Annotated in this window: 32 protein-coding genes and 1 riboswitch; of the genes, 6 read left to right on the top strand and 26 right to left on the bottom strand. The window is 32.3% G+C overall.

The annotated features are described in order from the left end of the window. Positions 1–21 precede the first annotated feature (21 nt). Positions 22–783 (bottom strand): helix-turn-helix domain-containing protein, encoded by a 762-nt coding sequence (locus P2G10_RS03565; RefSeq protein ID WP_275315208.1) that lies wholly within the window; start codon positions 781–783, stop codon positions 22–24. A 201-nt stretch (positions 784–984) separates the two neighbouring features. Here P2G10_RS03565 and P2G10_RS03560 point away from each other — a divergent pair, with 201 nt between their 5' ends. The 5 genes from P2G10_RS03560 (at position 985) to P2G10_RS03540 (ending at position 5334) form a co-directional block, all read left to right on the top strand. Further along, positions 985–1563, top strand: a complete 579-nt coding sequence (locus P2G10_RS03560; protein WP_275315207.1) for a non-canonical purine NTP diphosphatase — start codon at positions 985–987, stop codon at positions 1561–1563. After that, the gene (locus tag P2G10_RS03555; protein WP_420833279.1) at positions 1564–2595 is read left to right on the top strand and encodes a FecCD family ABC transporter permease; all 1032 of its coding nucleotides are present in this window, start codon (positions 1564–1566) and stop codon (positions 2593–2595) included. It begins immediately after the preceding gene. 2 nt (positions 2596–2597) lie between these two features. Then, the gene (locus P2G10_RS03550) at positions 2598–3395 is read left to right on the top strand and encodes an ABC transporter ATP-binding protein (protein ID WP_218771159.1); all 798 of its coding nucleotides are present in this window, start codon (positions 2598–2600) and stop codon (positions 3393–3395) included. Between the two features lie 67 nt (positions 3396–3462). Beyond that, positions 3463–4509 (top strand): M28 family metallopeptidase, encoded by a 1047-nt coding sequence (locus tag P2G10_RS03545; protein ID WP_275315206.1) that lies wholly within the window; start codon positions 3463–3465, stop codon positions 4507–4509. Between the two features lie 108 nt (positions 4510–4617). Next, positions 4618–5334, top strand: a complete 717-nt coding sequence (locus P2G10_RS03540; protein WP_275315205.1) for a 3-ketoacyl-ACP reductase — start codon at positions 4618–4620, stop codon at positions 5332–5334. A gap of 43 nt (positions 5335–5377) precedes the next feature. On the opposite strand, the gene moeB is transcribed toward P2G10_RS03540, so the two are convergent. The 8 genes from moeB to thiS form a co-directional block, all read right to left on the bottom strand. Beyond that, positions 5378–6433, bottom strand: a complete 1056-nt coding sequence (gene moeB / locus P2G10_RS03535) for a HesA/MoeB/ThiF family protein (RefSeq protein WP_275315204.1) — start codon at positions 6431–6433, stop codon at positions 5378–5380. Next, on the bottom strand, positions 6433–7554 hold the full coding sequence (gene thiH, locus P2G10_RS03530; RefSeq protein ID WP_275315203.1) for a 2-iminoacetate synthase ThiH: 1122 nt from the start codon (positions 7552–7554) through the stop codon (positions 6433–6435). The genes moeB and thiH overlap by 1 nt, the downstream gene beginning before the upstream one ends. A gap of 109 nt (positions 7555–7663) precedes the next feature. After that, entirely contained in the window at positions 7664–8434 is a 771-nt protein-coding gene (locus P2G10_RS03525) for a thiazole synthase (RefSeq protein WP_275315202.1), read from the bottom strand. A gap of 14 nt (positions 8435–8448) precedes the next feature. Further along, on the bottom strand, positions 8449–9096 hold the full coding sequence (gene thiE / locus P2G10_RS03520) for a thiamine phosphate synthase (protein ID WP_275315201.1): 648 nt from the start codon (positions 9094–9096) through the stop codon (positions 8449–8451). 1 nt (position 9097) lies between these two features. Beyond that, positions 9098–9853: a hydroxymethylpyrimidine/phosphomethylpyrimidine kinase gene (locus P2G10_RS03515; protein WP_218771164.1), complete on the bottom strand. Its 756-nt coding sequence runs from the start codon at positions 9851–9853 to the stop codon at positions 9098–9100. Between the two features lie 530 nt (positions 9854–10383). Further along, positions 10384–10986 carry a thiamine phosphate synthase gene (locus P2G10_RS03510; protein WP_275315200.1) on the bottom strand — a complete coding sequence of 201 codons (603 nt, stop codon included), beginning with the start codon at positions 10984–10986 and terminating at the stop codon, positions 10384–10386. A gap of 292 nt (positions 10987–11278) precedes the next feature. Next, positions 11279–13138 carry a phosphomethylpyrimidine synthase ThiC gene (gene thiC, locus P2G10_RS03505; protein WP_275315199.1) on the bottom strand — a complete coding sequence of 620 codons (1860 nt, stop codon included), beginning with the start codon at positions 13136–13138 and terminating at the stop codon, positions 11279–11281. 33 nt (positions 13139–13171) lie between these two features. Next, positions 13172–13375 carry a sulfur carrier protein ThiS gene (thiS, locus tag P2G10_RS03500; protein ID WP_218771167.1) on the bottom strand — a complete coding sequence of 68 codons (204 nt, stop codon included), beginning with the start codon at positions 13373–13375 and terminating at the stop codon, positions 13172–13174. A gap of 45 nt (positions 13376–13420) precedes the next feature. Beyond that, positions 13421–13515, bottom strand: a riboswitch (TPP riboswitch). A 271-nt stretch (positions 13516–13786) separates the two neighbouring features. On the opposite strand from thiS, the gene P2G10_RS03495 reads away from it, so the two are divergent. Then, positions 13787–14071, top strand: coding sequence for a hypothetical protein (locus P2G10_RS03495; protein ID WP_218771168.1), 285 nt, complete (start codon positions 13787–13789; stop codon positions 14069–14071). A 59-nt stretch (positions 14072–14130) separates the two neighbouring features. Here P2G10_RS03495 and P2G10_RS03490 read toward each other — a convergent pair whose 3' ends face one another. The 17 genes from P2G10_RS03490 to rplR all read right to left on the bottom strand — a co-directional run bounded on the left by P2G10_RS03490 (position 14131) and on the right by rplR (position 26469). Continuing rightward, the gene (locus P2G10_RS03490) at positions 14131–15087 is read right to left on the bottom strand and encodes an arginase (RefSeq protein ID WP_218771169.1); all 957 of its coding nucleotides are present in this window, start codon (positions 15085–15087) and stop codon (positions 14131–14133) included. A 56-nt stretch (positions 15088–15143) separates the two neighbouring features. Further along, positions 15144–16430 carry a citrate synthase gene (locus P2G10_RS03485; protein ID WP_218771170.1) on the bottom strand — a complete coding sequence of 429 codons (1287 nt, stop codon included), beginning with the start codon at positions 16428–16430 and terminating at the stop codon, positions 15144–15146. Between the two features lie 333 nt (positions 16431–16763). Beyond that, complete coding sequence (locus P2G10_RS03480; RefSeq protein ID WP_275315198.1) at positions 16764–17348, bottom strand: hypothetical protein; 585 nt, start codon at positions 17346–17348, stop codon at positions 16764–16766. Between the two features lie 88 nt (positions 17349–17436). Next, positions 17437–18726: a phosphopyruvate hydratase gene (gene eno, locus P2G10_RS03475; protein WP_218771172.1), complete on the bottom strand. Its 1290-nt coding sequence runs from the start codon at positions 18724–18726 to the stop codon at positions 17437–17439. 114 nt (positions 18727–18840) lie between these two features. Further along, positions 18841–19956 (bottom strand): glutamine-hydrolyzing carbamoyl-phosphate synthase small subunit, encoded by a 1116-nt coding sequence (gene carA / locus P2G10_RS03470; protein ID WP_218771173.1) that lies wholly within the window; start codon positions 19954–19956, stop codon positions 18841–18843. A gap of 98 nt (positions 19957–20054) precedes the next feature. Further along, positions 20055–20528 carry a 50S ribosomal protein L17 gene (gene rplQ, locus P2G10_RS03465; RefSeq protein WP_218771174.1) on the bottom strand — a complete coding sequence of 158 codons (474 nt, stop codon included), beginning with the start codon at positions 20526–20528 and terminating at the stop codon, positions 20055–20057. Between the two features lie 60 nt (positions 20529–20588). Next, positions 20589–21581 (bottom strand): DNA-directed RNA polymerase subunit alpha, encoded by a 993-nt coding sequence (locus tag P2G10_RS03460; protein WP_218771175.1) that lies wholly within the window; start codon positions 21579–21581, stop codon positions 20589–20591. 95 nt (positions 21582–21676) lie between these two features. Next, positions 21677–22282 carry a 30S ribosomal protein S4 gene (rpsD, locus tag P2G10_RS03455; RefSeq protein ID WP_218771176.1) on the bottom strand — a complete coding sequence of 202 codons (606 nt, stop codon included), beginning with the start codon at positions 22280–22282 and terminating at the stop codon, positions 21677–21679. Between the two features lie 137 nt (positions 22283–22419). Beyond that, the gene (gene rpsK / locus P2G10_RS03450) at positions 22420–22806 is read right to left on the bottom strand and encodes a 30S ribosomal protein S11 (RefSeq protein WP_028887452.1); all 387 of its coding nucleotides are present in this window, start codon (positions 22804–22806) and stop codon (positions 22420–22422) included. Between the two features lie 79 nt (positions 22807–22885). After that, on the bottom strand, positions 22886–23251 hold the full coding sequence (gene rpsM, locus P2G10_RS03445) for a 30S ribosomal protein S13 (RefSeq protein ID WP_218771177.1): 366 nt from the start codon (positions 23249–23251) through the stop codon (positions 22886–22888). Continuing rightward, positions 23251–23367 (bottom strand): type B 50S ribosomal protein L36, encoded by a 117-nt coding sequence (gene ykgO / locus P2G10_RS03440; protein WP_073316873.1) that lies wholly within the window; start codon positions 23365–23367, stop codon positions 23251–23253. Before ykgO ends, rpsM begins: the two co-directional genes overlap by 1 nt. Before the next feature lie 12 nt (positions 23368–23379). Further along, entirely contained in the window at positions 23380–23595 is a 216-nt protein-coding gene (gene infA / locus P2G10_RS03435) for a translation initiation factor IF-1 (protein ID WP_104808455.1), read from the bottom strand. A 1-nt stretch (position 23596) separates the two neighbouring features. After that, complete coding sequence (secY, locus tag P2G10_RS03430) at positions 23597–24916, bottom strand: preprotein translocase subunit SecY (protein ID WP_218773491.1); 1320 nt, start codon at positions 24914–24916, stop codon at positions 23597–23599. 14 nt (positions 24917–24930) lie between these two features. Then, positions 24931–25380, bottom strand: a complete 450-nt coding sequence (gene rplO, locus P2G10_RS03425; protein ID WP_218771178.1) for a 50S ribosomal protein L15 — start codon at positions 25378–25380, stop codon at positions 24931–24933. An 11-nt stretch (positions 25381–25391) separates the two neighbouring features. After that, positions 25392–25574: a 50S ribosomal protein L30 gene (gene rpmD / locus P2G10_RS03420; RefSeq protein ID WP_218771179.1), complete on the bottom strand. Its 183-nt coding sequence runs from the start codon at positions 25572–25574 to the stop codon at positions 25392–25394. An 11-nt stretch (positions 25575–25585) separates the two neighbouring features. Then, entirely contained in the window at positions 25586–26110 is a 525-nt protein-coding gene (rpsE, locus tag P2G10_RS03415) for a 30S ribosomal protein S5 (protein WP_275315300.1), read from the bottom strand. 8 nt (positions 26111–26118) lie between these two features. Then, positions 26119–26469: a 50S ribosomal protein L18 gene (rplR, locus tag P2G10_RS03410; RefSeq protein ID WP_275315197.1), complete on the bottom strand. Its 351-nt coding sequence runs from the start codon at positions 26467–26469 to the stop codon at positions 26119–26121. Between the last annotated feature and the right edge of the window lie 14 nt (positions 26470–26483).

Below are 26483 nucleotides of genomic sequence, written 5' to 3'. Positions count from 1 at the left end.
TTTTTTATTATACTTAATTTATTATTTTTTTACCAATCTATAAATAACAATTATCTCTAAAATGGTTGTTGGTATTAGTAAAAAAGCGCCCACACCCGCTAAAAATAATGTAACCAAACAAACACCTAGTATTATCTCTAAAACTCCATTAACCTGAATTAAAGTACCTAATTTAGTTTTTAACTTCAATAGACTAGCTCCAAATATTATTTGAATTATTCCAAAAACTAACAACTCAACAACAGTTATTGTAACTATTAATCCATCAGAAAAATATATTAAAAAAATATCATACAACTCTGCTAAAACGTATGCTAACATAAAAATGTAAACAATAATTTCTAATAACTTATATGAATATAATTTTGCTATTTTTAAAAACCCCCTAAAAAATATTACAAATGTTATTGATGAAATTATTTTAATACTTGTATATGTTACTACACCAGTATAAATTTCGCCTTCAATATAACTATACAGGTCTATAGTTGTTTCAATAAAACCAAACACAAGATATATAATTCCAAAAATCCAAGCTGTGTTTAACACCTTTCTGTCATACTCGTTAATTTCTATATCATTTGTAAAACTACTTATATCAAAATCTGCTTCTAACGCCTCTAAAATTGTTTTAATAGTAAAACTTCTCGGAGAGGTTTCTCCGGCTTCTATTCTTTGAATCGTACGCACATTGATATTACATTTTTCTACTAGCTCTTCTTGAGTTAAACCTTTTTGTTTTCTTAATTCAGAAATTTTCTTTCCTAATGCTGGCTGTTTCATAATAAGTAAATTTTTATTTTCCATACAATCTTACTTTAGCTTTTCTTTTTTATGAAACATTTTAATTGATTTTAACCCGACATTTACACGACGTTCCTTTATTAACAACACCTACAGAGATTTGTTATTTTGATAAAAATAAAAATATTAATTACAAAGATGATAAAAAACAATACATTTGTTTACATTAAAAATTGATTAATGAAACTTGTTTTTGCCACAAATAATCTAAACAAACTAGCGGAAGTTAAAAAAATGCTTCCTAAAAATATTGAGCTATTATCTTTAAACGATATTCAATGTTTTGATGACATTGAAGAAACTGCAACCACTTTAGATGGTAATGCAAAAATAAAAGCAGATCATATTACCAGTAAATTTAACTTTAATTGTTTTGCTGATGATACTGGCCTAGAAGTTGAAAGCTTAAACGGAGCCCCAGGTGTATATTCTGCTCGTTATGCAGGTGAACCAAGTAATTCAGAGAACAACATGCAAAAAATGCTAACTGAGTTAAACGGAAAAGAAAATAGAACAGCACAATTTAGAACCTCAATATGTTTAAATTTAAACGGCAAACAGTTTTTATTTAATGGCGTTTGTAAAGGAAACATCTTAACTAAAAAACATGGGGAAAAAGGATTTGGATATGATCCTATTTTTCAACCTGAAGGATTTAAGCAATCATTTGCAGAGATGAGTTCTGAAGAAAAAAACACTATTAGTCACCGTGGATTAGCCATTAAAAAATTAGTTGAATTTTTAAAATCAATCAACTAATTGACGTCTTCTAAAAAACACACAAAATATTTTATTTTCTTATCAGTTATGCTGGTTTTTTTCTTGTTCTTAAATATTAGTTTAGGATCCGTATCAATTCCTATTGATGATATTTTTAACGCATTAATTGGTGGTGTTGCCTCTAAAGACAGTTGGCAAACCATTATTTTAAATTTCCGACTACCTAAAGCTGTTACAGCGATTATGGTTGGTTCTGGTTTGTCAATCTGCGGATTACTAATGCAAACCTTATTCCGAAACCCATTGGCTGGCCCTTTTGTTTTAGGTATTTCTTCGGGTGCAAGTTTAGGCGTAGCTTTACTTATTTTGGGCTCTGGCTTATTTGGCGGTATTTTTGTTTCAATTGCTTTTTCTAATTGGGCGTTAGCAATCGCTGCTAGTTTAGGTTCTTTCTTTGTCTTATTTGCTGTAATTATCGCAGCTAACAAAGTTAGAAACACGATGTCTATATTAATTATAGGTTTAATGTTTGGCTCATTAACCTCTGCAGTAATAAGTGTTTTATCTTACTTTAGTGAAGCCGAACAAATTCAACAATACATGTTTTGGAGTTTTGGTAGCTTAGGTAATTTAACTTGGACAGAACTTACTGTTTTCGGAATTATTTATAGCATTGGTATTTTAGGCACATTTAGTATTATAAAACCTTTAAATAGTTTTTTGCTAGGTGAAAATTACGCAAAAAGCTTAGGTATCAATATTAAAAAAAGTAGAAATATTATTTTATTAATCACCAGTTTATTAACCGGTGTTATTACTGCTTTTTCGGGTCCAATTGCTTTTATAGGCTTAGCAGTTCCTCATATTTCTAAAATGATTTTTTCTACTTCTAACCATAAAACACTTTTACCCGCAACAGCTCTTTTAGGAGCAATAGTGTTACTAATTTGCGATGCTATTGCTCAGCTACCTACAAGCGAGTTTACTTTACCTATAAACGCAATCACCTCTTTATTTGGTGCTCCTGTAGTTATTTGGCTGTTGGTACGAAAAAAGAAAATATATGTATAAATTTGGCTGATTCTAAAAAACATATCGTTCTTAATATTGAAAACCTTGCAATAGGTTATCAAACAAAAAAGCAACAAACTGTAATTGCTTCTGACATTAATTTTTCTGTAGAAAAAGGAACGTTTGTAGCTTTATTGGGTAAAAACGGAATTGGAAAATCTACCTTACTGCGCACACTTTCTAAAGTTCAAAAACCATTAAGTGGAAGTATAAAAATTAATCAAAAAAACATTTCTGATTATTCACATCACGAACTAGCTACTTCTTTAAGCTTGGTTTTAACAGAGCGCTTACCTCAAAGCCAATTAACGGTTTTCGAATTAATCGCCTTAGGACGTCAGCCATACACAAATTGGATAGATAAATTATCAGCCAAAGATCTCAAAAAAATTCTTTGGGCAATTGAACAAACAGCTATTGAGCATTTAAAAGATAAACGTTTTTATGAACTAAGTGATGGGCAACTACAACGTGTTCTTATCGCTCGTGCATTGGCTCAAGATACTGACATCATTATTTTAGATGAACCAACTGCTCATCTAGATATTCATCATACCATTAAAATATTCTCACTCTTAAAACAGTTAGTCGAAAAAACAGGAAAAACTATTGTTATTTCTACTCACGAAGTAAACCTTGCTATTCAGTTAGCTGATGAGTTTATTTTACTTTCTGAAAATAAAATTTATAGCGGAACATCTAAAGAATTAATCAATCAAAATGCTTTTGAGCAATTATTTCCTAAAGAATTGATAAGTTTTAACAAAACATTAGAACAATTCGTCATAAAGAAAAATTAAATTTGAATTTCTGTAACATTTCGTTACTTTTAGATACTAATCAAACCAAAATCTTAATTAAATATTAATGAAAAAACTACTTTATTTAGCAAGTGCTTTTGCATTTGTAGCTTGTGGAGCAAGTAAAGATACCGCTAGCACCGAAACTAATGACACTACTATAGATTATGCAGCGAAATATGCAAAAACTATTACAGCTAAAGATTTAGGAAAACATTTATTTATATATGCTTCTGATGAATTTGAAGGGCGTAATACTGGTGAGCCTGGTCAGAAAAAAGCTGTTAACTATTTAAGAGACTTTTATAAAAGCGAAGGAATTGTATCTCCTTTAGAAAATGATAACTATTTTCAAAAAGTTCCTTCTGCTTACTTAAGTAATAATCGTAGAGGAATGAAATTAAATGATTCTGAAAATGTTGTTGCTTTTATTAAAGGAACAGAAAAACCAGAAGAGATTTTAGTAATTTCTGCACATTTAGATCATGAAGGTGTTAAAAACGGAAAAATTTATAATGGTGCAGATGATGACGGTTCAGGTACAGTTGCCATTTTAGAAATTGCTGAAGCTTTTAAACAAGCTTATAACGAAGGTAAAAAACCAAAACGTTCTATTTTATTTTTACATGTTACAGGTGAAGAAAAAGGTTTATTAGGTTCTAAGTATTATACTGAAAATCCTATTTTCCCTTTAGCGAATACCGTTACTAATTTAAATATTGATATGATTGGTAGAGTTGATGACCGTCATAAAGGAAATCCTAATTATGTATATTTAATTGGTGCTGATAAGTTAAGTACTGAGTTACATGACATTTCTGAAGCAATGAATAATAAATACACAAATGTAGCTTTAGACTATAAATATAACGACGAAAAAGATCCGAATCGTTACTACTATCGTTCAGACCATTATAATTTTGCTAAGAATAACATTCCTGTTATTTTCTATTTTAACGGTACACATGATGATTACCACCAGCCAACAGATACTCCTGATAAGATTAACTACGAGATGTTAGAAAACAGAACTCGTTTGGTTTTTCATACAGCATGGGAACTTGCAAATCGCGAGAATCGTGTAGTTGTTGACAAAGGAGAAACTACAAAGTAAAAAACATATTTTAGTATAAAAAACTCACCAAATTGGTGAGTTTTTTTGTATCTTTTAATTACAGTTAAAAGATACAAAAACCAATATATTTTACTTAAAAAACAATAAATGGAAAATTTAACGAATAAAAAAGCCATCATAACTGGAGGTAGTAGAGGTTTAGGAAAAGCCACCGCTATTGCTTTTGCTAAAAAAGGGATAAATGTTGCCATTACTGGTAGAAACGAGAAACGACTGCTTAGCACAGTTACCGAAATAAAAACATATGGTGTTGAGGCAAGTTATGCCGTCTTTGATGTTAGCAATTACAACGAAGTTCAAAAAGGGATAAAAGAGATTATAAATACATTTGGCACTGTTGATATTTTAGTAAACAATGCGGGTATTGCTGCTTTTGGTTCGCTGAACGAAATGCCTGTTGAAGATTGGACACAAATTATACAAACCAATTTAATGGGAATGTATTATGTTACCAAAGAAGTTTTACCTTATTTAATTGAAAAAAACGAAGGTGACATTATTAATATTGCTTCTACTGCCGGATTAAGTGGTAATGCGAGTACTTCAGCTTATTCTGCTTCTAAATTTGCCGTAATCGGAATGTCGGAATCATTAATGAAAGAGGTTCGTAAAAATAACATTAGAGTTTGCACACTTACACCTAGTACTATTGCGTCAGATATGTCTTTAGAATTAGGTATTACAAACGGAGATCCTGAAAAAATATTACAACCTGAAGATTTTGCTGAATTGATTGTCGCTGGCTTAACTTTACCTAGAAGAGCCATGCTTAAAGGAGCTTCTTTATGGTCAACCAATCCATAATTTACACAATGCGTTTCCTTTATAAAAAAAGAAACGCATTTTTTTAATTCAGTCCGTTTTTTAGGTTGATAAAAATAACCTCATCAAATTCCTCTTCTAAAAAGGTTATTGCTTTTTTACTTCGTATTCCTGATTTACAATACACAACTAAAGGTTTTTCAATATTTAACTCTTTAAATCGATTTTGTAATTGTCCTAAAGGAATATGCTGTCCTTTTATATGATGTTGTTCGCGCTCCCAATTTTCACGCACATCTAATAAATTATATTTCGGTAAATTCTTTTGAAGTTCCTCAAAAGTAATTTCATTCTTAACTGATTTTATTCCGCAGAAAAAATCATAATCTTTTTCTAATGCTGTAACCGCTATATTGGTTGATTTCTCAAATTTCAAAATCATTTGACGCATAGTCAACGTATCATACATCAATAATTTATTGGCTAAAACCTCTCCTATTTCGCAAATTATCTTAATAGTTTCATTCGCTTGCAAACTACCAATAATCCCTGGTAACACACCTAAGACTCCAATTTCAGAACAATTTGGAGATTCATCTGGTTTTGGTGGTGTCGGATATAAACATCTATACGTAGCACTTCCTTGATAATTAAATACACTAACCTGCCCTTCAAACTTAAAAATAGCGCCGTACACCAATGGTTTTTTGGTAATTACAGCGGCATCGTTTGTTAAATAACGGGTAGAAAAATTATCACTTCCATCTACAATAACATCATATTTTTCAAACAAAGAAATGGCATTTTTGTTGGTTAATTTTTCTTTATATACTTTAAAGTTTACAAACGGATTTAACCTCGATAATCGCTTTGCAGCTGTTTCAGCCTTCGACAAGCCAATATCATCAATGGTATATAAAATTTGACGCTGCAAATTACTTTGATCAATAATATCGTCATCTATAATTCCGATTGTTCCAACACCTGCTGCTGTTAAATACTGTAATACAGGGCAACCCAATCCGCCAGCACCAATCACCAAAACTTTTGCTTGCTTTAATTTTAATTGACCTGTTTCTCCTATTTTATCTAAAATAAGATGACGATTATATTGTTTTTGTTCTTCGTTGGTTAAATTCATTATTTTTCTATTGACTCAAAATGTGCCCAATCTTTCCAAACGACTTCTAAACCTTTATCTTTTAACATTTTTACCACTTCCGCTGTGCTTCGTTCATCAGAAATTTCAAACTGTTCTAACGATTGTGGCTCTACGGTATAACCTCCGGGATTCGTTTTAGATTCTGCGCTGATTGATGTAGCTCCTAAATTAACAATATTATTTCTAAAAATTTCACTTTCTCTGGTAGACATCGATAGTTCTACATCTTCATCAAGTAAACGAAAAGCACAAATTAACTGTACCAAGTCTGTATCAGTCATCTCTACTTTTGGCTCTAATCCGCCAGAATGTGGTCGTAACCTCGGAAAAGAAATCGAGTACTTCGTTTTCCAATACGTTTTTTGTAAATATTTTAAATGCAAGGCTGTAAAAAAACTATCGGCACGCCAATCTTCTAATCCGAATAAAGCACCTAAACCTATTTTATGAATCCCTGCTTTTCCTAATCTGTCTGGTGTATCTAAACGATAATTAAAATTAGATTTTTTTCCCTTCGGATGATGTTTCTTATACTCATCTCTATGATACGTTTCTTGATAAACTAATACAGCATACAATCCTGCTTCAATTAACGATTCGTATTCATCCTGATCTAAAGGTTGTACTTCAATCGTAATATTTGAAAACTGAGAACGAATTAATTCAATTGCATTTTTAATATAATTAACACCAACTGTTTTATTCGCTTCTCCGGTAACTAATAATATATGATCGTAGCCTTTTTCTTTTAAGAAAGCCACTTCTTTTAAAATCTCTGAATCTGTTAACGTTCGTCTGGGTATTTTGTTGGTCATGCTAAAGCCGCAATACGTACAAATATTCTGACATTCGTTACTCAAATACATGGGGGCATACATTTGTATAGTATTGCCAAATCGTTTTTTAGTAAGCATACTACTTTTCTGAGCTAATTGCTCGATATACGGTCGCGCAGCAGGAGATATTAACGCTTTAAAATCTTCTAAATCGATTTTATCTTTCATTAAAGCACTTTCAACCTCAACCGCTGTTTTATTGAAAATACCTTGTAAAGTATCTTCCCAGTTATAAGTGTCGAAAAGTTCTTTAAAATTACTCATAATTTAATTTTTTAATGCTGTTATCGTCATTGCGAATGAAATAAAATGGAATGAAGCAATCTGCATACTATTGTAAACGATTACTTCGTCGTGCCTCCTCGTAATTACATTAATTTAAAAACGATGTTAATGGGCTACTTGCTGCGGCTTGTTTTTGAACAGGTGCTAGTTTTGCTTCATACGCCATTCTCCCCGCTTCAACTGCCATTTTAAATGCTCTTGCCATTGCTACTGGTTTTTTAGAAACGGCTATTGCAGTATTTACTAAAACCGCATCCGCACCTAATTCCATTGCATAGGCAGCATGCGATGGTGCACCAATACCAGCATCTACAATTACAGGAACATTAGATTGTTCGATAATAATTTCTAAAAAATCTTGAGTTCGTAATCCTTTATTACTTCCTATTGGTGCGCCTAATGGCATTACACATTGTGTTCCTACATCTTCTAAACGCTTGCATAAAACAGGATCAGCATGAATATAAGGCATTACCACAAAACCTAGTTTAACTAATTCTTCTGCTGCTTTTAAAGTTTCAATAGCATCTGGTAATAAATATCGTGGATCTGGGTGAATTTCAAGTTTTACCCAATTCGTACCTAATGCTTCTCTAGATAATTCTGCCGCAAATACCGCTTCTTTTGCTGTTCTTACTCCAGATGTATTCGGTAATAAATTAATATGTGCATGGTTTAAATGTGTTAAAATATCATCATTTTTATCTTTAACATCTACTCTTTTTAAAGCAACGGTAATTAATTCGCTTTCGGATGCTAATAAAGAAGCACTCATTAATTCTGAAGAACTAAACTTTCCTGTTCCTGTGAATAATCTTGAGTTAAATTCTTTATCTGCTATTTTTAATATGTTATTCATTCTTTCTCTTTAAACTACTTATCGTTCATTTTATACACTTGCTCTTGTGTACTTGGTGCACTTAAAATTTTATGAAAAACAGGAATACTTGTAAAATCATTGGTAATTGCTCCAGACGTTGCAACGCCATAAATACCTGAATGTACAATTGCTGCAACATCATCTAAAGTAATACCACCAATAGCAATTATTGGCGTTTCAGTATGTAGTGCTGTTAGTATTTTTTTGTAACCTTCTATTCCTAAAACCGGACTTAAATGCTTCTTAGTTTCTGTAAAACGAAAAGGACCTAAACCTATATAATCTACTTTTTTTTCAATTAATTTTTTACAATCTTCTAACGTATTTGCTGTTCCGCCAATACTATAAAATTTACCCAAATACTCACGAACTTTTAAAGGGCAAGCATCTGAAGTACCTAAATGAACACCATCTGCATTTACTTCCTTGGCTACTTTATAATGGTCGTTTATAATTAATCTTGTTTGAAAATGACTTGTAATTTCTCTCGCTTTTTTGGCTGTTTCTAACAACGTTTTAGGATCTACCTTTTTTAATCGCAGTTGTACCCACTCTACTCCCGAAGCACATGCTTTTTGAATATTATCTAAATGATCTTGAGGTGTTTCTCCTTGTGTTATGTACTGTAATTTACTTATCATTTTATTTATATTTATGCGTTCCTAACAAGGAATCGTTCGAGTTTAAAAATTGTTCTGTATATTTTTTTGTGTTTTTACTGGCATCTTCTAAAGAAAATTCTAACACTAAGTTAGCCGCTAATGCGGATGATAAAACACAACCACTTCCGTGTTTTTCGAAAACAGTATTTGCAATAGGCGGAATATTTAGTTTTACAATTTTACTATAATACACTTCATCCCATCCTTTTTTATCTTTTCTGTGTCCGCCTTTTAAATAGATATTTGTTTTTTCGGATATAAAATCAATTGTTTCTTCGATATTTTTATTCGGAAAAAGTGCATGTATCTCTTCGTAATTGGGTGTTACAAAATCACAGAAATTTAATGTTTTTTCTAAAATTTCTAAATTTTGATTTGTATGAAAATTAAATCCTGCACTCGCTTTTAAAACTGGATCTAAAACTATTTTTATCTTCGGATTTAATTGTTTTAAAGTTTGAATTACTTCTAATAAAACTTCCCAAGATTCTATAATTCCTATTTTTACTACGGATATTGAAAATCGTTCAAAAAGCGTTGTTATTTGCGAAAGAATAACTTCTTTTTCAATCCAAACACAACTTTTAAAATCAATGTCATTTTGAATAGTTACGGCTGTACATACTGATAATCCGTATAAACCATGTGCTTCAAATGTTTTAATATCTGAAGTGATGCCTGCGCCACTTGATGGATCTAAACCTGCAATGGTTAGTATGTAGTTTTTTTTACTCAATATGCTATTTATTTTGATTTGTTTCTGATAACAATAGTTAATATAAAAATGTTCTCGATACTTTTTTATTTCGTTATCACTTCATAAAAACACTCGAACTGACATATAGTTCTCGACTGCGCTCGAACTGACAAACGAATAAAATCACTTCTTTGTATGTTCTTCATCACAACCTTTTATTCGTCATTGCAAATGAAATGAAGTAATCTATTATTACTCTAAAAAGATTACATCATCGTTTTCAACTCTCTAACTTATAGTTCTCGACTGCACTCGAACTAACAAATCAATAAAATTACTTTATTATGTCTTCTTCATGACAACCTTTTATTCGTCATTGCGAATGAAATGAAGCAATCTATTATTACTCTAAAAGGTTACATCGTCGTTCTAAACTCTCGTTCTGAAATTTAGTTCTCGACTGAGCTCGAACTGACAAATCAATAAAATGACTTATTCTGTGTTCTTCATAAGAACTTTTTATTCGTCATTGCGAATGAAATGAAGCAATCTATTATTACTCTAATAGATTACATCGTCGTTTCCTTCTGGTAATGACGCTTTATCTCTCTAAAACTTTCAACAGGATTTTCTGCATTCCACACGCCTCCTAAAACACCAATTCCTTTAAAACCTAACTCGATAGTTTGTGCAATGGTTTCTTTATTAATTCCGCCCATTCCTACGATTGATTTATCGATATTATTTACATTAAAACCTCTTCCTTCATATCCTTTTTTAGAAATGGATGAAAAAACTGGACTCAATAAATGATAATCGAATTCAATATCACAAACTTCTATATCTTTAGGTTCGTGAAAAGAACTACTCATTGTTTTTCCTAACATATTTAATCCTATAAAATACCTGTTTCCGTTTTCTAAAGCATCTCGTCTTTTTTGTTCTTGAAAATGGATTCCTTTTAAATTAAATTCATTCGTTAATTCATGAAAATAATGTACGATTATCTTATTATGATATTTTTTATCAATTTTATTTAAATACGAAACATACGCTTCTAAATCTTTAAACGGTTTTCTTAAATGATAGTATTCTAAACCTGCTTCAAATAATTGATGTAGTATTTCAATTTCGTTTGCTACATCTTTTTCTGGAGCTATAAGTACAATCATATTCGTTTAATTTAGTCGCTATTAATTTGGTGTAAAAATAACCTAATTTAATCTTGAAATAGCAGATTTACCTTATCGTTTACTCCTTGTTATTACGGTTACTATTTTTCGGGTTAGGGATTGCAGTGGTATCCTTTTGCTTTTTGTTCGAGTGAATTAATGTAGTAAAACGAAATAAATTTATATCGAGAACTTACAAAAGATATAACGGAAAGCCCGACTACGCCTTTTTTCAAGGCGTAGGAACCTCCTCCTTCTTCTTCATTTCATTCCTCTTCTTCTTACTTTTATTTTATAAATACACTTCTGAACCTTTTTCTTTAAACTCTTTCGATTTTTCTTCCATTCCTTTTGCAATCACTTCATTATCTACAATATCATTTACGGCTGCAAAATCGCGAACTTCTTGTGAAATTTTCATAGAACAGAATTTTGGACCACACATAGAACAAAAATGTGCAATTTTTGCTCCTGCTGCAGGTAAAGTTTCATCGTGATACTCGCGAGCACGCTCTGGATCTAAACCTAAATTAAACTGATCTTCCCAACGGAACTCAAAACGTGCCATACTCAACGCATTGTCTCTGTGCTGAGAACCTGGATGACCTTTTGCTAAATCGGCAGCATGTGCAGCTAATTTATAGGTCACAACTCCTACTCTAACATCTTCTTTATTTGGCAACCCTAAATGTTCTTTTGGTGTTACGTAACACAACATTGCACAACCATACCAACCAATCATTGCCGCTCCGATACCTGAAGTAATATGATCGTAACCTGGTGCAATATCGGTAGTTAAAGGGCCTAAAGTATAAAAAGGAGCTTCGTCACAAAGTTCTATTTGCTTCTCCATATTTTCTTTTATCATGTGCATTGGCACGTGCCCTGGTCCTTCAATAAAACATTGAACTTCGTGCTTACGAGCAATCTGCGTTAACTCTCCCAACGTTTCTAGTTCAGCAAATTGTGCTTCGTCATTTGCATCAGCAACCGAACCTGGTCGTAACCCGTCTCCTAAAGAAAAAGCAACATCGTATTGTTTTAAAATCTCGCAAATATCTTCGAAATGCGTATATAAAAAGCTTTCTTTATGATGCGCTAAACACCATTTTGCCATAATTGATCCTCCACGAGAAACGATACCTGTAACACGTTTTGCCGTCATTGGCACGTAACGCAATAAAACTCCAGCGTGAATGGTAAAATAATCTACACCTTGTTCTGCTTGTTCAATTAAAGTATCACGGAAAATCTCCCATGTTAAATCTTCTGCAACTCCGTTTACTTTTTCTAATGCTTGATAAATTGGCACAGTACCCACTGGAACTGGCGAGTTACGAACAATCCACTCACGTGTTTCATGAATATTTTCTCCGGTAGATAAATCCATAATATTATCTGCTCCCCAACGGCAAGCCCAAACTGCTTTTTCTACTTCTTCTTCAATAGAGGATGTAACAGCAGAGTTACCAATGTTTGCGTTTATTTTTACTAAGAAGTTTCTACCTAAAATCATAGGTTCTGCTTCTGGGTGATTTATGTTTGATGGAATAATAGCTCTACCTCTAGCTACTTCAGATCGTACAAATTCCGGTGTAATTTTATCTGGAATTGAAGCGCCAAAATGTTCGCCTTTATGTTGCTTTCTGATCTCTGTCATTTCATCTATTCGTTGATTTTCACGAATAGCGATGTACTCCATTTCTGGGGTAATCATTCCTTTTTTAGCATAATGCAATTGTGTTACATTTTGCCCTTTTTTAGCACGTAATGGTTTTTTTACTAACTTAAAACGCATATGATCTAAACTAGCGTCGTTTAAACGCTCATTACAATAATCCGAAGAAAAAGATGTTAATTGCTCAACATCTCCTCGATCTTTAATCCATTGTTCACGAATTCTTTCAATACCATTATGTACATCTATTTCTTTATTAGGATCGGTATAAGGCCCTGAAGTATCGTAAACAGTTACAGATTCGTTTGGTGTTTTCTTTTTCGTCATAGAATCAACCGTATCGCTTAAGGTAATTTCACGCATGGCAACTTTAATTTGCGGGTGAATTTTACCGTTTACATAAATTTTTTGCGAATTCGGAAACGGATTTCTTGTAATTCCGTTTTGCTTTGGTGCAGTGTCTTTATTCTTCATAAGATAATTAATACGTTAGGTTTTAAAACAAAATCATCCTCCTTGGGTAGATTTTATTATTAAAATATCATCATTATTTTGAAGCAACTTTAAAGACCAATCAGCTCTTTTTATCACAGTACTATTTATAGCAATAGCAATACCATTCGTTTGAATTTTTAAATATTCAACGAGTTCTTGTAATGTTAAGGTTTCTAAAAACTGGTGGTTTTCTTGGTTTACTTTTATAGTAATCATATTTATAAAATATTACTGTAAACCAAATGGTAGTATTTCGATATGGTATCGAACATAACTTTTTCCTACGCTGGTATTAACCAAATCAGGTTCTAAGGATGTTTCTCAAACTAATTTAATAGCTACTCCTAAAGTTTACAAAACAAATGTATTATTATTTTTTAGAAAACGTATATTTTAAAATTATTTTTTTGCACTCTTTCTTTAATTTCCTTTCGCTTATACCTAAAAAACAAACGATTAAGGACTTTTTTAAAATACTACTATTTTTTTCTTATAACTTTGACTTATCAGATTAAAAGACATATATGTGGAGCAGAAACCACTAAAAAAACGATTTTTTCTATAGAATAAATTATAGAAGGCGGTATCCGAAAAGCCTTATGAGTAGGTAAAATAACCAAATTAATTATGAATACTGAAACTTTAACAAAAAAAGAAACATTTGTAGGAGGATGGACTGCCTACCATGCATTAACGACTGAAGACCGTAAAGTATTTGATGAAGCTTTAAAGGGGTTTGTAGGTGTAAGCTACACTCCTAATCAAGTATCAACACAAGTTGTAGCTGGGGTAAATTACCGTTTTAAATGTTCAGCTTCAATACCTCCTTCTGAGGTTATTTGGGAAGCTATTGTTGAAATTTATCAACCTTTAGATGGCAAAGCTCACATTACTGGTATTACTAGGTTATAAAACCAACAAATCCTGTCTTTTACAATTAAAAGACAGGATTTTCTTTATAAAATTTATTTTTATAACTTCTGTATTTCTTTCGTTACTTCTTCAAGTACTTTAAATGCCGTTTCTGCCATTTTATTTCCTTTTAAATCTAACAACGGGTTTACTTCTACAAATTCTACACAAGCTACTTTTTTACTTGCTAATAATCCATTTATAATTTCAACGATTTCTTTATCATCAAATCCTTTTGGAACTGGTGTACCTGTACCATAAGAAATCATATCACAGTCCATCGAATCAACATCAAAAGACACATAAATAATGTCACAATCAGTTAATTTTTCCAACGCTTCGTTTACACAAATTTCTAATCCGCGATAGCGAACTTCGGCCACCATGTAGTTTTTAATACCATATTTTGCCATTTGTTTTTCTTCTGGCTCTTCAGTATCTCTAACTCCGAAAAACACAATATCCTCAGGTAAAACTTTTTGACCTGGCATTCCGATATTTTTCATTCTATCCCACAAGTCGGCAGTTTCTCTACTTACATCGTTAATCTGACAATCTAAGTTATCATCTGAAATTGCTGCTCCTAATGGCATTCCGTGAATATTTCCTGATGGAGAAGTGTAAGGTGTATGTAAATCTCCGTGAGCATCAATCCAAACTACGCCAACTTTTTTATTAGGGTTCGCTGCTTTAACTCCGCTTATAGTTCCTAAAGCAGACGAATGATCTCCTGAAAGAACTATCGGAAATTTACCTTCTTGTAAATTTACTTTTACGTGGTTACTTAATCTTTTACATTGATTAAAAACACTATTTATTTGCTTACCAAATGAATTGTTTTTTTTGTTGTAAACCGATTCGTTTTCTGTTATTACATCTTCAGAGTCGAAACGGTTAAAAAAATCGTTATTCTGATTAATTGCTGCAATTTCAATAGCATCAATTCCCATATCAGATCCACGTGTTCCTGCACCAATGTCTGATCTGTTTTTGATAATTTTAATTTCTTTCATCATCAATTATATTTAATAAAAAAATGCCATCTAAATATTAAATGGCATTTTTTGTTGATTTATCTTTTATTTACGTCTACAAAACTCCTAAGGTTCTCACCTACATAAACTTGACGAGGACGACCAATTGGTTCTTTATTTTCTCTCATTTCTTTCCATTGAGCAATCCAACCTGGTAAACGACCTAATGCAAACATTACTGTAAACATCTCTACAGGAATTCCCATTGCACGATAAATAATACCAGAATAGAAATCTACATTTGGGTATAATTTTCTATCTACAAAATAAGGATCATTTAAAGCTTCTTGCTCTAACCCTTTAGCTATTTCTAAAATAGGATCATTAATTCCTAAATCTGCTAATACTTCATCAGCTGCTACTTTAATAATCGTTGCTCTTGGATCAAAGTTTTTATAAACACGGTGTCCGAATCCCATTAAACGGAAAGGATCGTTTTTATCTTTTGCCTTTGCCATGTATTTTTTAGTATCACCACCATCTTCTTTAATAGCTTCAAGCATTTCTAATACTGCTTGATTTGCACCACCATGTAATGGTCCCCATAGTGCAGAAATTCCTGCAGAAAGAGATGCAAATAAACCTGCATGAGACGAACCTACAATTCTTACTGTTGATGTAGAACAATTTTGTTCGTGATCAGCATGTAAAATTAATAATTTATCTAGTGCGTTTTTTATAATTGGGTTTATGGTATATTCTTCATTAGGCTGCTCAAACATCATTTTCATAATATTCTCTACATATCCTAATTTTTTAGATCCATAGTTTAATGGTAATCCTTGTTTTTTACGCATTGCCCAAGCAACTAATACTGGGAACTTTGCTAAAATCTTAACGATTGCATTGTACATTTCTTCTTCCGAATCAACATTTACTGAAGATGGATTAAATGCTATTAATGCACTTGTTAATGATGATAAAACTCCCATTGGATGGGCATTCTTAGGAAAAGCTTCGATGATTTTTTTAATATCTTCATCTACAATTGCTTTTTCTCTAATATCGTTATGAAACTTTTCTAACTTATCTTTAGATGGTAATTCTCCAAAAATCAATAAATAAGCTACTTCTAAAAAATCTGCTTTTTCAGCTAATTCTTCAATAGCATATCCTCTATATCTTAAAACTCCTTCCTCTCCATTTAAAAATGTAATAGCACTTTGACAAGAACCTGTATTCTTATATCCTGGATCTATAGTAATAACACCTTCGGTTGCACCTCTTAACGTTTTAATGTCAATCGCTTTTTCTTTTTCTGTTCCTTCTATTATAGGGAACTCATACGTCTTATCACCAATTTGTAGTTTTGCTATATCTGCCATTTATATCTTGAATTTTATGATTGAACTGAGTTGCGAAGATACCATTTTTTGTAGTATTTTAAAAATAGGTTTTGATAGATTTTTAATATCAGAAAATAGAAATAGTTTATTATAAATCACTTAAAAAAACAAAACTTCATAAACATACTTTTATAAGGTTTTTATAGGATATAAATTTAATTAAAAATTGTTTTACACAAACTTAAATACGCTTTAAATTAACACCATAAAAAACTGATAACTAAAAGAATGTAATTCTGAAATAAATTCAGAATGACGCTCTGATAATTAAGTTATAATTCAAACTAAAAACCTATCTAAAAATTGGCTCATTTAGTTTTTAATCTGATTTTTATGAATGTTTTTGATGATTCTTTCCAATCCTTTTATAATTATATTCCCTGCACTTTTTGTTAAAGCCAAATTATCATAGTTTTCTGGAACAAAGACATTACCTACAACTGATTGAGAATACATTTCTTCAAGTAAATTTAAATCGTAAATAGTTACTGTTACCTCTCCTCTGTTTTCAGATGAAGACATTATATTTCCTTGTCCTAAAACACCAACTTCATCAGAAATAACAGTTGCATTAATCTTTATAAAAAAATCAGAACCGGTTCCGTTTTTAATATCTTTTAAATCAGCTTTACTTAGATCGTTATTTATATTGCTTGGCAATAATATACCTCTAGTTGTAAACGAATCAGAAAAACGATTTCCTAATAACTCAGTAAACTTTTCGGTCGCTATATTCGTTAAGCTTTCTTTTATACTTTTTGGAGCATCAATAGTATACAACAACCATTTACCTTTTTTGAAATCTAAACGTGAATTTACATTTCCTGAATGTGTGTACTTTGTAGAGTGACATGATGTAAAGGTTATAACTATTAGTAAGGCTAGTATCTTTTTCATAGGATTATTTTTGTGCTTTCTCTAAAATCAAAAACCTTGTTATCTAAATAACAAGGTTTTTATATTTATTTAAATCGTAAATTTTAAATTACTTTATTTTAAACGCTTTTTCTTGCGGATAATAAGCAACACCATCTAATTGCTCTTCAATACGCAATAATTGATTGTATTTTGCCATACGATCTGAACGAGAAGCCGAACCTGTTTTTATTTGGCCACAGTTTAAAGCTACTGCTAAATCGGCTATTGTATAATCTTCTGTTTCACCAGATCTATGGCTCATAACAGATGTATAACCTGCATTGTGTGCCATATTAACCGCTGCAATAGTTTCAGTTAACGTTCCTATTTGGTTTACTTTAATTAAAATTGAATTTGCTATTCCGTTTTCAATTCCTCTTGATAAACGCTCTACATTGGTTACAAATAAATCATCACCTACTAATTGTACTTTATCACCGCAAATTTCAGTTAAATATCTCCAACCTTCCCAGTCATTTTCATCCATACCGTCTTCAATAGAAATAATTGGATATTTAGCTGCTAACTCCGCTAAATAATCAGCTTGTTCTTTACTAGAACGTACTTTTCCTTTTGCGCCTTCAAACTTTGTGTAATCGTATTTACCATCAACAAAAAATTCAGCAGCAGCACAATCTAAAGCAATCATTACTTCTTCTCCGAACTTATAACCTGCATTTTTAGTCGCTAATGCAATTGTTTCAATGGCATCTTCAGTACCATTTAAAGTTGGAGCAAAACCTCCTTCATCTCCAACAGCTGTTGATAAATTACGGTCGTGTAAAACTTTTTTAAGGTTATGGAAAATTTCAGACCCAATTTGCATTGCTTCAGTAAAATTTTTAGCTTTTACCGGCATTACCATAAATTCTTGGAATGCAATTGGTGCATCAGAATGCGAACCTCCGTTAATGATATTCATCATCGGAACTGGTAACGTATTTGCTGATACTCCACCAACATATCTATACAAAGGTAAACCTAGCTCGTTAGCTGCTGCTTTTGCTGCCGCTAAAGAAACACCTAAAATAGCGTTAGCTCCTAAAACAGATTTGTTTGATGTACCGTCTAAATCGATCATTATTTGATCAATCATATTTTGTTCAAAAACAGAAACACCTAATAATTCTTGTGCTATTAAAGTGTTTACGTTTTTAACCGCGTTTAAAACTCCTTTACCCATATAATCTTTACCGCCATCGCGTAATTCTACAGCTTCATGTTCGCCAGTAGAAGCTCCTGAAGGAACTGCTGCTCTTCCCATAACTCCGTTTTCTGTAGTTACATCTACCTCTACAGTTGGATTACCTCTTGAATCGAAAATTTGACGTGCATGAATGTTGATTATAATACTCATAGTTCTTTATTTTTAATACAGAAACCCGTGACTTTTCAATTCACGGGAATACTAATTTATATAGTTGCTAATTTACTAATTGTGGTTGATTTTGGTATATTAATCAATAATTAATTACGCTTCAACTTTTGCTTTTTTGATGTTTTCTATAAACTCATCAAATAAATATTCTGCATCGTGTGGCCCAGGACTTGCTTCTGGATGGTACTGAACAGAAAATACATTTTTAGATTTCATTCTAATTCCTGCTACCGTATGGTCGTTTAAGTGTACATGAGAAATCTCAACATCTGGATGTGCTTCTGTTTCTTTACGATTAATAGCAAAGCCATGGTTCTGAGAAGTAATTTCCCCTTTACCTGTAATTAAATTCTTAACAGGATGGTTTATTCCTCTATGACCATTGTGCATTTTGTATGTAGAAATTCCGTTTGCCAATGCAATAACTTGGTGTCCTAAACAAATACCAAATAATGGTAAATTTCTTTTAATGATTTCTTTTGCGGTGTTTTGTGCATCCACTAACGGCTCAGGATCTCCAGGTCCGTTAGAAATAAAATAGCCATCAGGATTAAAATCGCTCATCTGTTCGAAAGTAGCATTGTAAGGATATACTTTTATATAGGCTCCTCTTTTTACTAAGTTTCTTAAAATATTCTTTTTGATACCGATATCTAATGCAGATACTTTAATTGGTGCATTTTCATCCCCTATAAAATAAGGTTCTTTAGTTGATACTTTGGATGCTAATTCTAAGCCTTCCATATTTGGAGTCGCTGCTAATTGTTTTTTAAGAGCATCAATATTATCAACTTCCGTAGAAATAATAGCATTCATTGCTCCGTTATCTCTAATATAAGCAACCAAAGCACGCGTATCTACATCAGAAATAGCAACTAAATTATGTTCTTTAAACCAGTCAAATAAATTTCCATCAGAATCTACACGAGAGTGTGTAAAACTAAAATTACGACAAATTAAGCCTGCTATTTTTATACCCTCAGATTCTACTTCCTTATTATTTACTCCATAATTACCAATATGGGCGTTGGTTGTTACCATAAGTTGCCCATAATAAGAAGGATCTGTAAAAATTTCCTGATAACCAGTCATACCGGTATTAAAACAAATTTCTCCAGTTGATGTTCCTTCTATTCCAATAGACTTACCGTAGAAAATGGTCCCGTCTGCTAAAAGAACTAATGCTTTTTTACGTTGTTGATATTTCATTTAGTGTGTGTTGTGTAGTTTGTTTGCAAAAATATATAAAAAAAGGGATAAACATTAAATGTTTATCCCTTTGATATAAATTATAAAAATTTTCATTTTTATTCTTCTTCTTGTGAAGTTTGAGTTTCAACTGCTGCATCAGTAGTTTTTGCTCCACCACGACGGCTACGACGAGTGTTCTTCTTAGCTTTGTTTCCTTTCGGGTTGTATAATTCGTTGTAATCAACTAATTCTACCATTGCCATAGGAGCATTATCTCCCTGACGGTTTCCTAATTTGATAATACGAACATAACCTCCTGGTCTGTCAGCTATTTTCACAGAAATTTCCTTAAATAATTCCGTTACTGCATCTTTACTACGTAAATAGCTAAATACTGTACGACGATTATGAGTAGTATCTGTTTTAGACTTAGTAATTATAGGTTCGATAAACGTACGAAAAGCTTTCGCCTTAGCAACTGTAGTGTTTATACGTTTGTGCTCTATTAAAGAACAACCCATATTTGCTAACATCGCCTTTCTATGCGCTGTTTGTCTTCCTAAATGATTAAATTTCTTTCCGTGTCTCATGACATTTGGTTTTGGCTTTCATCTTGCTACAACCCATTTTGGGGAGCAAAATATGAAAGGTTAATCTCTATCTAATTTGTATTTGCTTAAGTCCATTCCGAAATTAAGGTTTTTGTTTGCCACTAACTCATCTAATTCAGTTAATGATTTCTTACCAAAGTTTCTAAATTTCATTAAATCGCTTTTGTTGAATGATACTAAATCTCCTAAAGTATCAACTTCCGCAGCTTTTAAACAGTTTAAAGCACGAACTGATAAATCCATATCAACTAATTTCGTCTTTAATAACTGACGCATGTGTAATGATTCCTCATCATATGTTTCAGTCTGAGCAATTTCATCTGCCTCTAAAGTGATACGCTCATCAGAGAATAACATAAAGTGGTGGATTAAAATTTTAGCTGCTTCAGTTAAGGCATCTTTTGGGTTGATAGAACCATCTGTATCGATATCAAAAACTAATTTTTCATAATCGGTCTTTTGTTCTACACGAAAATTTTCAACAGCATACTTTACATTCTTTATAGGAGTGTAAATAGAATCTGTAAAAATTGTTCCTAAAGGTGCACCTGCTCTTTTATTTTCTTCTGCTGGTACGAAACCTCTACCCTTTTCGATAGTGATTTCAGCATTAAAACTTACTGATTTATCCAAGTTACAAATTACTAAATCTGGATTTAATACTTGAAAACCTGAGGTAAATTTCTGTAAATCTCCTGCAGTCAATTGTTCTTGACCTGATACTGATATAGATACTGTTTCTCTATCAGTTTCTTCAATTTGTTTCTTAAAACGAACTTGTTTTAAGTTTAAGATGATTTCTGTTACATCTTCTACAACTCCTTGAATTGTTGAAAACTCATGATCTACACCGTCAACACGTAATGATGTTATTGCAAACCCTTCTAATGAAGATAATAATACTCTTCTTAAAGCGTTACCAATTGTTAATCCAAAACCTGGTTCAAGGGGTCTGAATTCAAATCTACCTGTAAAATCAGTAGATTCAACCATTATTACTTTATCTGGTTTCTGAAAATTTAAAATTGCCATTTTATCTTCTTTTTAATTGTTATTTAGTTGCGCGGTTTATTAGTTCGAAGATGTACACATAAACCCTTTGGCTAAATACCAATATGAATAATTTATTATTTAGAATATAATTCTACGATTAACTGTTCCTTAATGTTTTCAGGAATTTGTAATCTCTCTGGTGCTTTAATAAAAGTTCCAGATTTTAAATCAGAGTTCCAGCTTAACCATTCATAAACGTTACTGTTTGATGCCAAAGCATCTTCAATAGCGATTAATGATTTAGATTTTTCTCTTACTGCAACAACATCACCTGCTTGTACACTATAAGAAGGAATATTTACTATTTCTCCATTTACAGTAATATGACGGTGAGATACTAATTGACGTGCTCCACTTCGAGAGTTAGAAACACCTAATCTGTATACTACGTTGTCTAAACGAGATTCACATAATTGTAATAAAACCTCACCAGTAACACCTCCAGCAGCCTGAGCGCTTTTGAATAAGTTACGGAATTGACGTTCTAAAATACCATACATGTATTTCGCTTTTTGCTTCTCCATTAACTGAGTTGCATATTCAGATTTCTTACCTCTTCTTCTTGCATTTCCATGCTGCCCTGGAGGGTAATTTCTCTTTTCGAAGTTTTTATCATCTCCGAAAATTGCCTCGCCAAACTTACGAGCAATTTTAGTTTTTGGTCCTGTATATCTTGCCATTTCTTATTGTTTTAGCAGGGATTATGAATTAAGGCTTAATCCTTCGATAACCTGATTCCTACTTTAGTTAAAATATTTTATTTTTTGCGCGCACAAAAGTACACAAAATAAAAATATAAGCTGAAAACTAATTCAACTTATACTCTTCTTCTTTTTGGTGGACGACATCCGTTATGAGGAATAGGTGTAACATCAATAATTTCAGTTACTTCGATTCCAGCATTGTGGATAGATCTGATTGCAGATTCTCTACCGTTACCAGGTCCTTTAACATACACCTTTACTTTACGTAAACCTGCTTCTTTTGCCACGTTAGCACAATCTTCTGCTGCTAATTGAGCTGCATACGGAGTGTTCTTTTTAGAACCTCTGAAACCCATTTTACCTGCAGATGACCAAGAAATAACGTCACCTTTTTTGTTTGTTAAAGAAATAATAATGTTGTTGAATGATGCAGTAACGTGAGCTTCACCTACTGATTCTATTACAACTTTACGTTTTTTTGTTATTTTAGACTTTGCCATGATTATTATAGTTTTAGTAATTTAGTTTTCTAACCTTATAGTTTTACAACTACTATTAGATCTTTATTACATATCTAACTTATTTTTTCTTGTTAGCTACAGTTTTTCTCTTACCTTTTCTAGTACGAGAGTTATTCTTAGTTCTTTGACCTCTTAAAGGAAGACCTAATCTGTGACGAATACCTCTTTGACATCCAATGTCCATTAAACGTTTGATGCTTAACTGAACTTCTGAACGTAATTCACCTTCAATAGTAAATGTTCCTGCTTGCTCACGAATCGCTGCAATTTGATCATCAGTCCAATCTTGAACCTTGATACTTTCGTCTACCTTTGCAGTTGCTAAAATTTCTTTAGATCTGCTGTTTCCTATACCAAAGATGTAAGTTAAAGCGATAACACCTCTTTTATTCTTTGGAATATCAATACCTGCTATTCTTGCCATTACCCTTGTCTTTGTTTAAATCTAGGATTCTTTTTGTTAATTACATATAATCTGCCCTTTCTACGTACAATCTTGCACTCGGCGCTTCTTTTCTTTAATGATGCTCTTACTTTCATCAGTGTGTGTTTTTAGTATCTGTAAGTAATTCTTGCCTTTGATAAATCATACGGACTCATTTCTAATTTCACCTTGTCTCCAGGTAATAATTTGATATAATGCATACGCATTTTACCAGAAATGTGTGCCGTTACAACATGGCCGTTCTCTAATTCTACACGAAACATTGCATTAGATAATGCTTCTGTTATTGTTCCGTCTTGCTGAATTGCTGATTGCTTAGCCATATTATTTTAATGATTTTCTGTTACTGTTACCTGATTTCATTAAACCGTCATAACGACTATTTAATAAATACGAGTTAATTTGCTGTATGGTATCTATTGCTACACCAACCATAATGATTAAAGATGTACCTCCAAAAAACATTGCCCAGTTTTGAGTAACTCCAAACTTTACAATAATTGCTGGTAATATAGATAAAGCTGCTAAAAATAAAGAACCTGGAAATGTTATCTTCGATAACACAGAGTCTAAATAATCTGCAGTTTCTTCTCCTGGCTTATAACCTGGAACAAAACCATTACTTCTTTTTAAATCTTCAGCCATTTTGTTTGTAGGGATCGTAATCGCCGTATAAAAATAACTAAAAATGATTATCAAAAGAGCAAATATAAGGTTATACTGCCATCCGAAGTTATCAGTTAAACTGTTTAATGCTGGAAATTTCTGACCTAATGCTACTGGTAAAAACATAATAGCTTGTGCAAAAATAATTGGCATTACACCAGATGCATTCAATTTTAATGGAATGTACTGGCGAGCACCGTCAACATCTTTAATGTCTGTAACGGCTGTACGACGTGCGTATTGAACTGCTACTTTACGTACTGCTGTAACTAATAAAACGGTTAACAAAATTACTACAAACCAAACTATTAATTCGATTAAAATCATCATAATACCTCCTGCTCCTGCTGTTTGTTTAGAAACTAATTCTTGAATAAATGCAGCTGGAAAGTTAGCGATAATACCTACAGTAATTAATAATGAAATTCCATTACCAACTCCTTTGTCTGTAATACGCTCTCCTAACCACATTGCAAAAATTGTTCCTGCAGATAATAGGATTATTGATGATACCCAAAATGTAGCTCCTGTTACTAAAAATGCTTCAGGTCCTAATCCCATTTGGTTTTGAATAATACCAATATAGGTTGGTGCTTGAAACAATGTAATAGCAATTGTTAGCCATCTTGTTATTTGTGTAATCTTCTTACGTCCACTTTCTCCATCTTTTTGTAACTTCTGTAAATAAGGTACCGCGATACCCATTAACTGTACTACAATCGATGCAGAAATATAAGGCATTATACCTAGTGCCATTACTGACGCTCTTGCAAATGCCCCTCCTGTAAATGCGTTTAATAAACCTAAAAGTCCACTAGAAGTACTGTCTTGTAAAGCTGATAACTGTGTAGGGTCAATTCCTGGTAATGGAACTGCTGCCATAAAACGGTAAACAGCGATTAAACCTAAAGTTAAAAGTAATTTCTCTTTTAACTCTTCTATCTTCCAAATGTCTTTTAACGTATTTATAAAATTCATCATTTACAATTTTCTTATAATGTAACTACTTCACCTCCTGCAGCTTCAATAGCCGCTTTTGCTGTTGCAGTAAATTTATGTACAGTTATGTTTAATTTAGCCTTTAACTCACCGCCACCTAGTATTTTTACTAAATCGTTTTTACGAGCTAAACGGTTTTCTACTAAAACCTCTAAAGTAACTGTATCTGTAATTTTTCCGTTCTCTACTAATCCTTGTAATTTATCTAAATTAACACCAACATACTCTTTACGATTAATGTTTGTGAAACCAAATTTAGGTACACGTCTTTGAAGAGGCATTTGTCCTCCTTCAAATCCTATTTTACGAGAATAACCAGAACGAGACTTCTGACCATTATGACCTCTTGTAGAGGTACCTCCATGTCCAGATCCTTCACCACGAGCGATTCTTTTTCCGCTCTTAGTAGATCCTGCTGCAGGTTTTAAGTTGTGTAAACTCATCTTATATTGTCTTATTTAATTTCTTCTACAGAAACTAAGTGTGAAACTGTTTTTACCATACCTAAAATTGATGCTGTTGCATTGTGTTCTACAGTATGATTCATCTTACGTAAACCTAAAGCCGCTAAGGTTAATTTTTGACTTTTAAGGCGACCGATTTTACTTCTTACTTGTGTAACTTTAATTTTACTCATCGTCTTAAATTTTAACCGTTAAAAACTTTCTCTAAAGAAATTCCTCTTTGCTTAGCAATTGTTGCTGCGCTACGTAATTGTAATAAAGCATCAAAAGTTGCTTTTACTACGTTGTGAGGATTTGATGATCCTTGAGACTTAGATAATACGTCTTTAATACCAACAGATTCCAATACTGAACGTACTGCACCACCGGCTATAACTCCCGTACCATGTGAGGCTGGCTTGATGAATACTTTTGCTCCACCAAATTTACCTTTTTGTTCGTGAGGTAAAGTTCCGTCTAAAAGAGGAATACGCACTAAACTTTTCTTTGCATCTTCAATTGCTTTTGCAATTGCTGAAGCAACATCTTTAGACTTTCCTAATCCATGACCTACAACTCCGTTACCATCTCCAACTACTACGATTGCAGAGAAACCAAATGCTCTACCACCTTTTGTTACTTTGGTTACACGTTGTACACCTACTAATTTATCTACAAGCTCTAATCCGCTTGGTTTTACTCTTTCTACGTTTTTATATCCTAACATAATATAATTTCTTAAAATTTTAAACCAGCTTCTCTAGCAGCTTCTGCTAACACCTTAATTCTACCGTGGTATAAAAATCCATTCCTATCAAAAGAAATAGTTTCAAAACCTTTTGCAGCAGCCTTTTCAGCAATTGCTTTACCTACTGCACTTGCAGCTTCTGATTTAGAACCAGATGTAATTTCTTTATCTCTTGATGATGCAGATGCTAATGTTACACCAGCAACGTCATCAATTAATTGAGCATAGATTTCTTTGTTACTTCTAAAAACTGATAACCTAGGTTTAGCAGTAGTTCCTGTAACAACTTTTCTAATTCTATACTTAATTCGTTGTCTTCTTTCAAGCTTTGATAATGCCATAATAATATCTCTTA

Source organism: Tenacibaculum bernardetii (genome assembly GCF_029125915.1).
Lineage (GTDB): Bacteria > Bacteroidota > Bacteroidia > Flavobacteriales > Flavobacteriaceae > Polaribacter > Polaribacter bernardetii.
The sequence above is the reverse complement of the archived record's forward strand: the minus strand, read 5'-3'. Positions and strand labels throughout refer to the sequence as shown.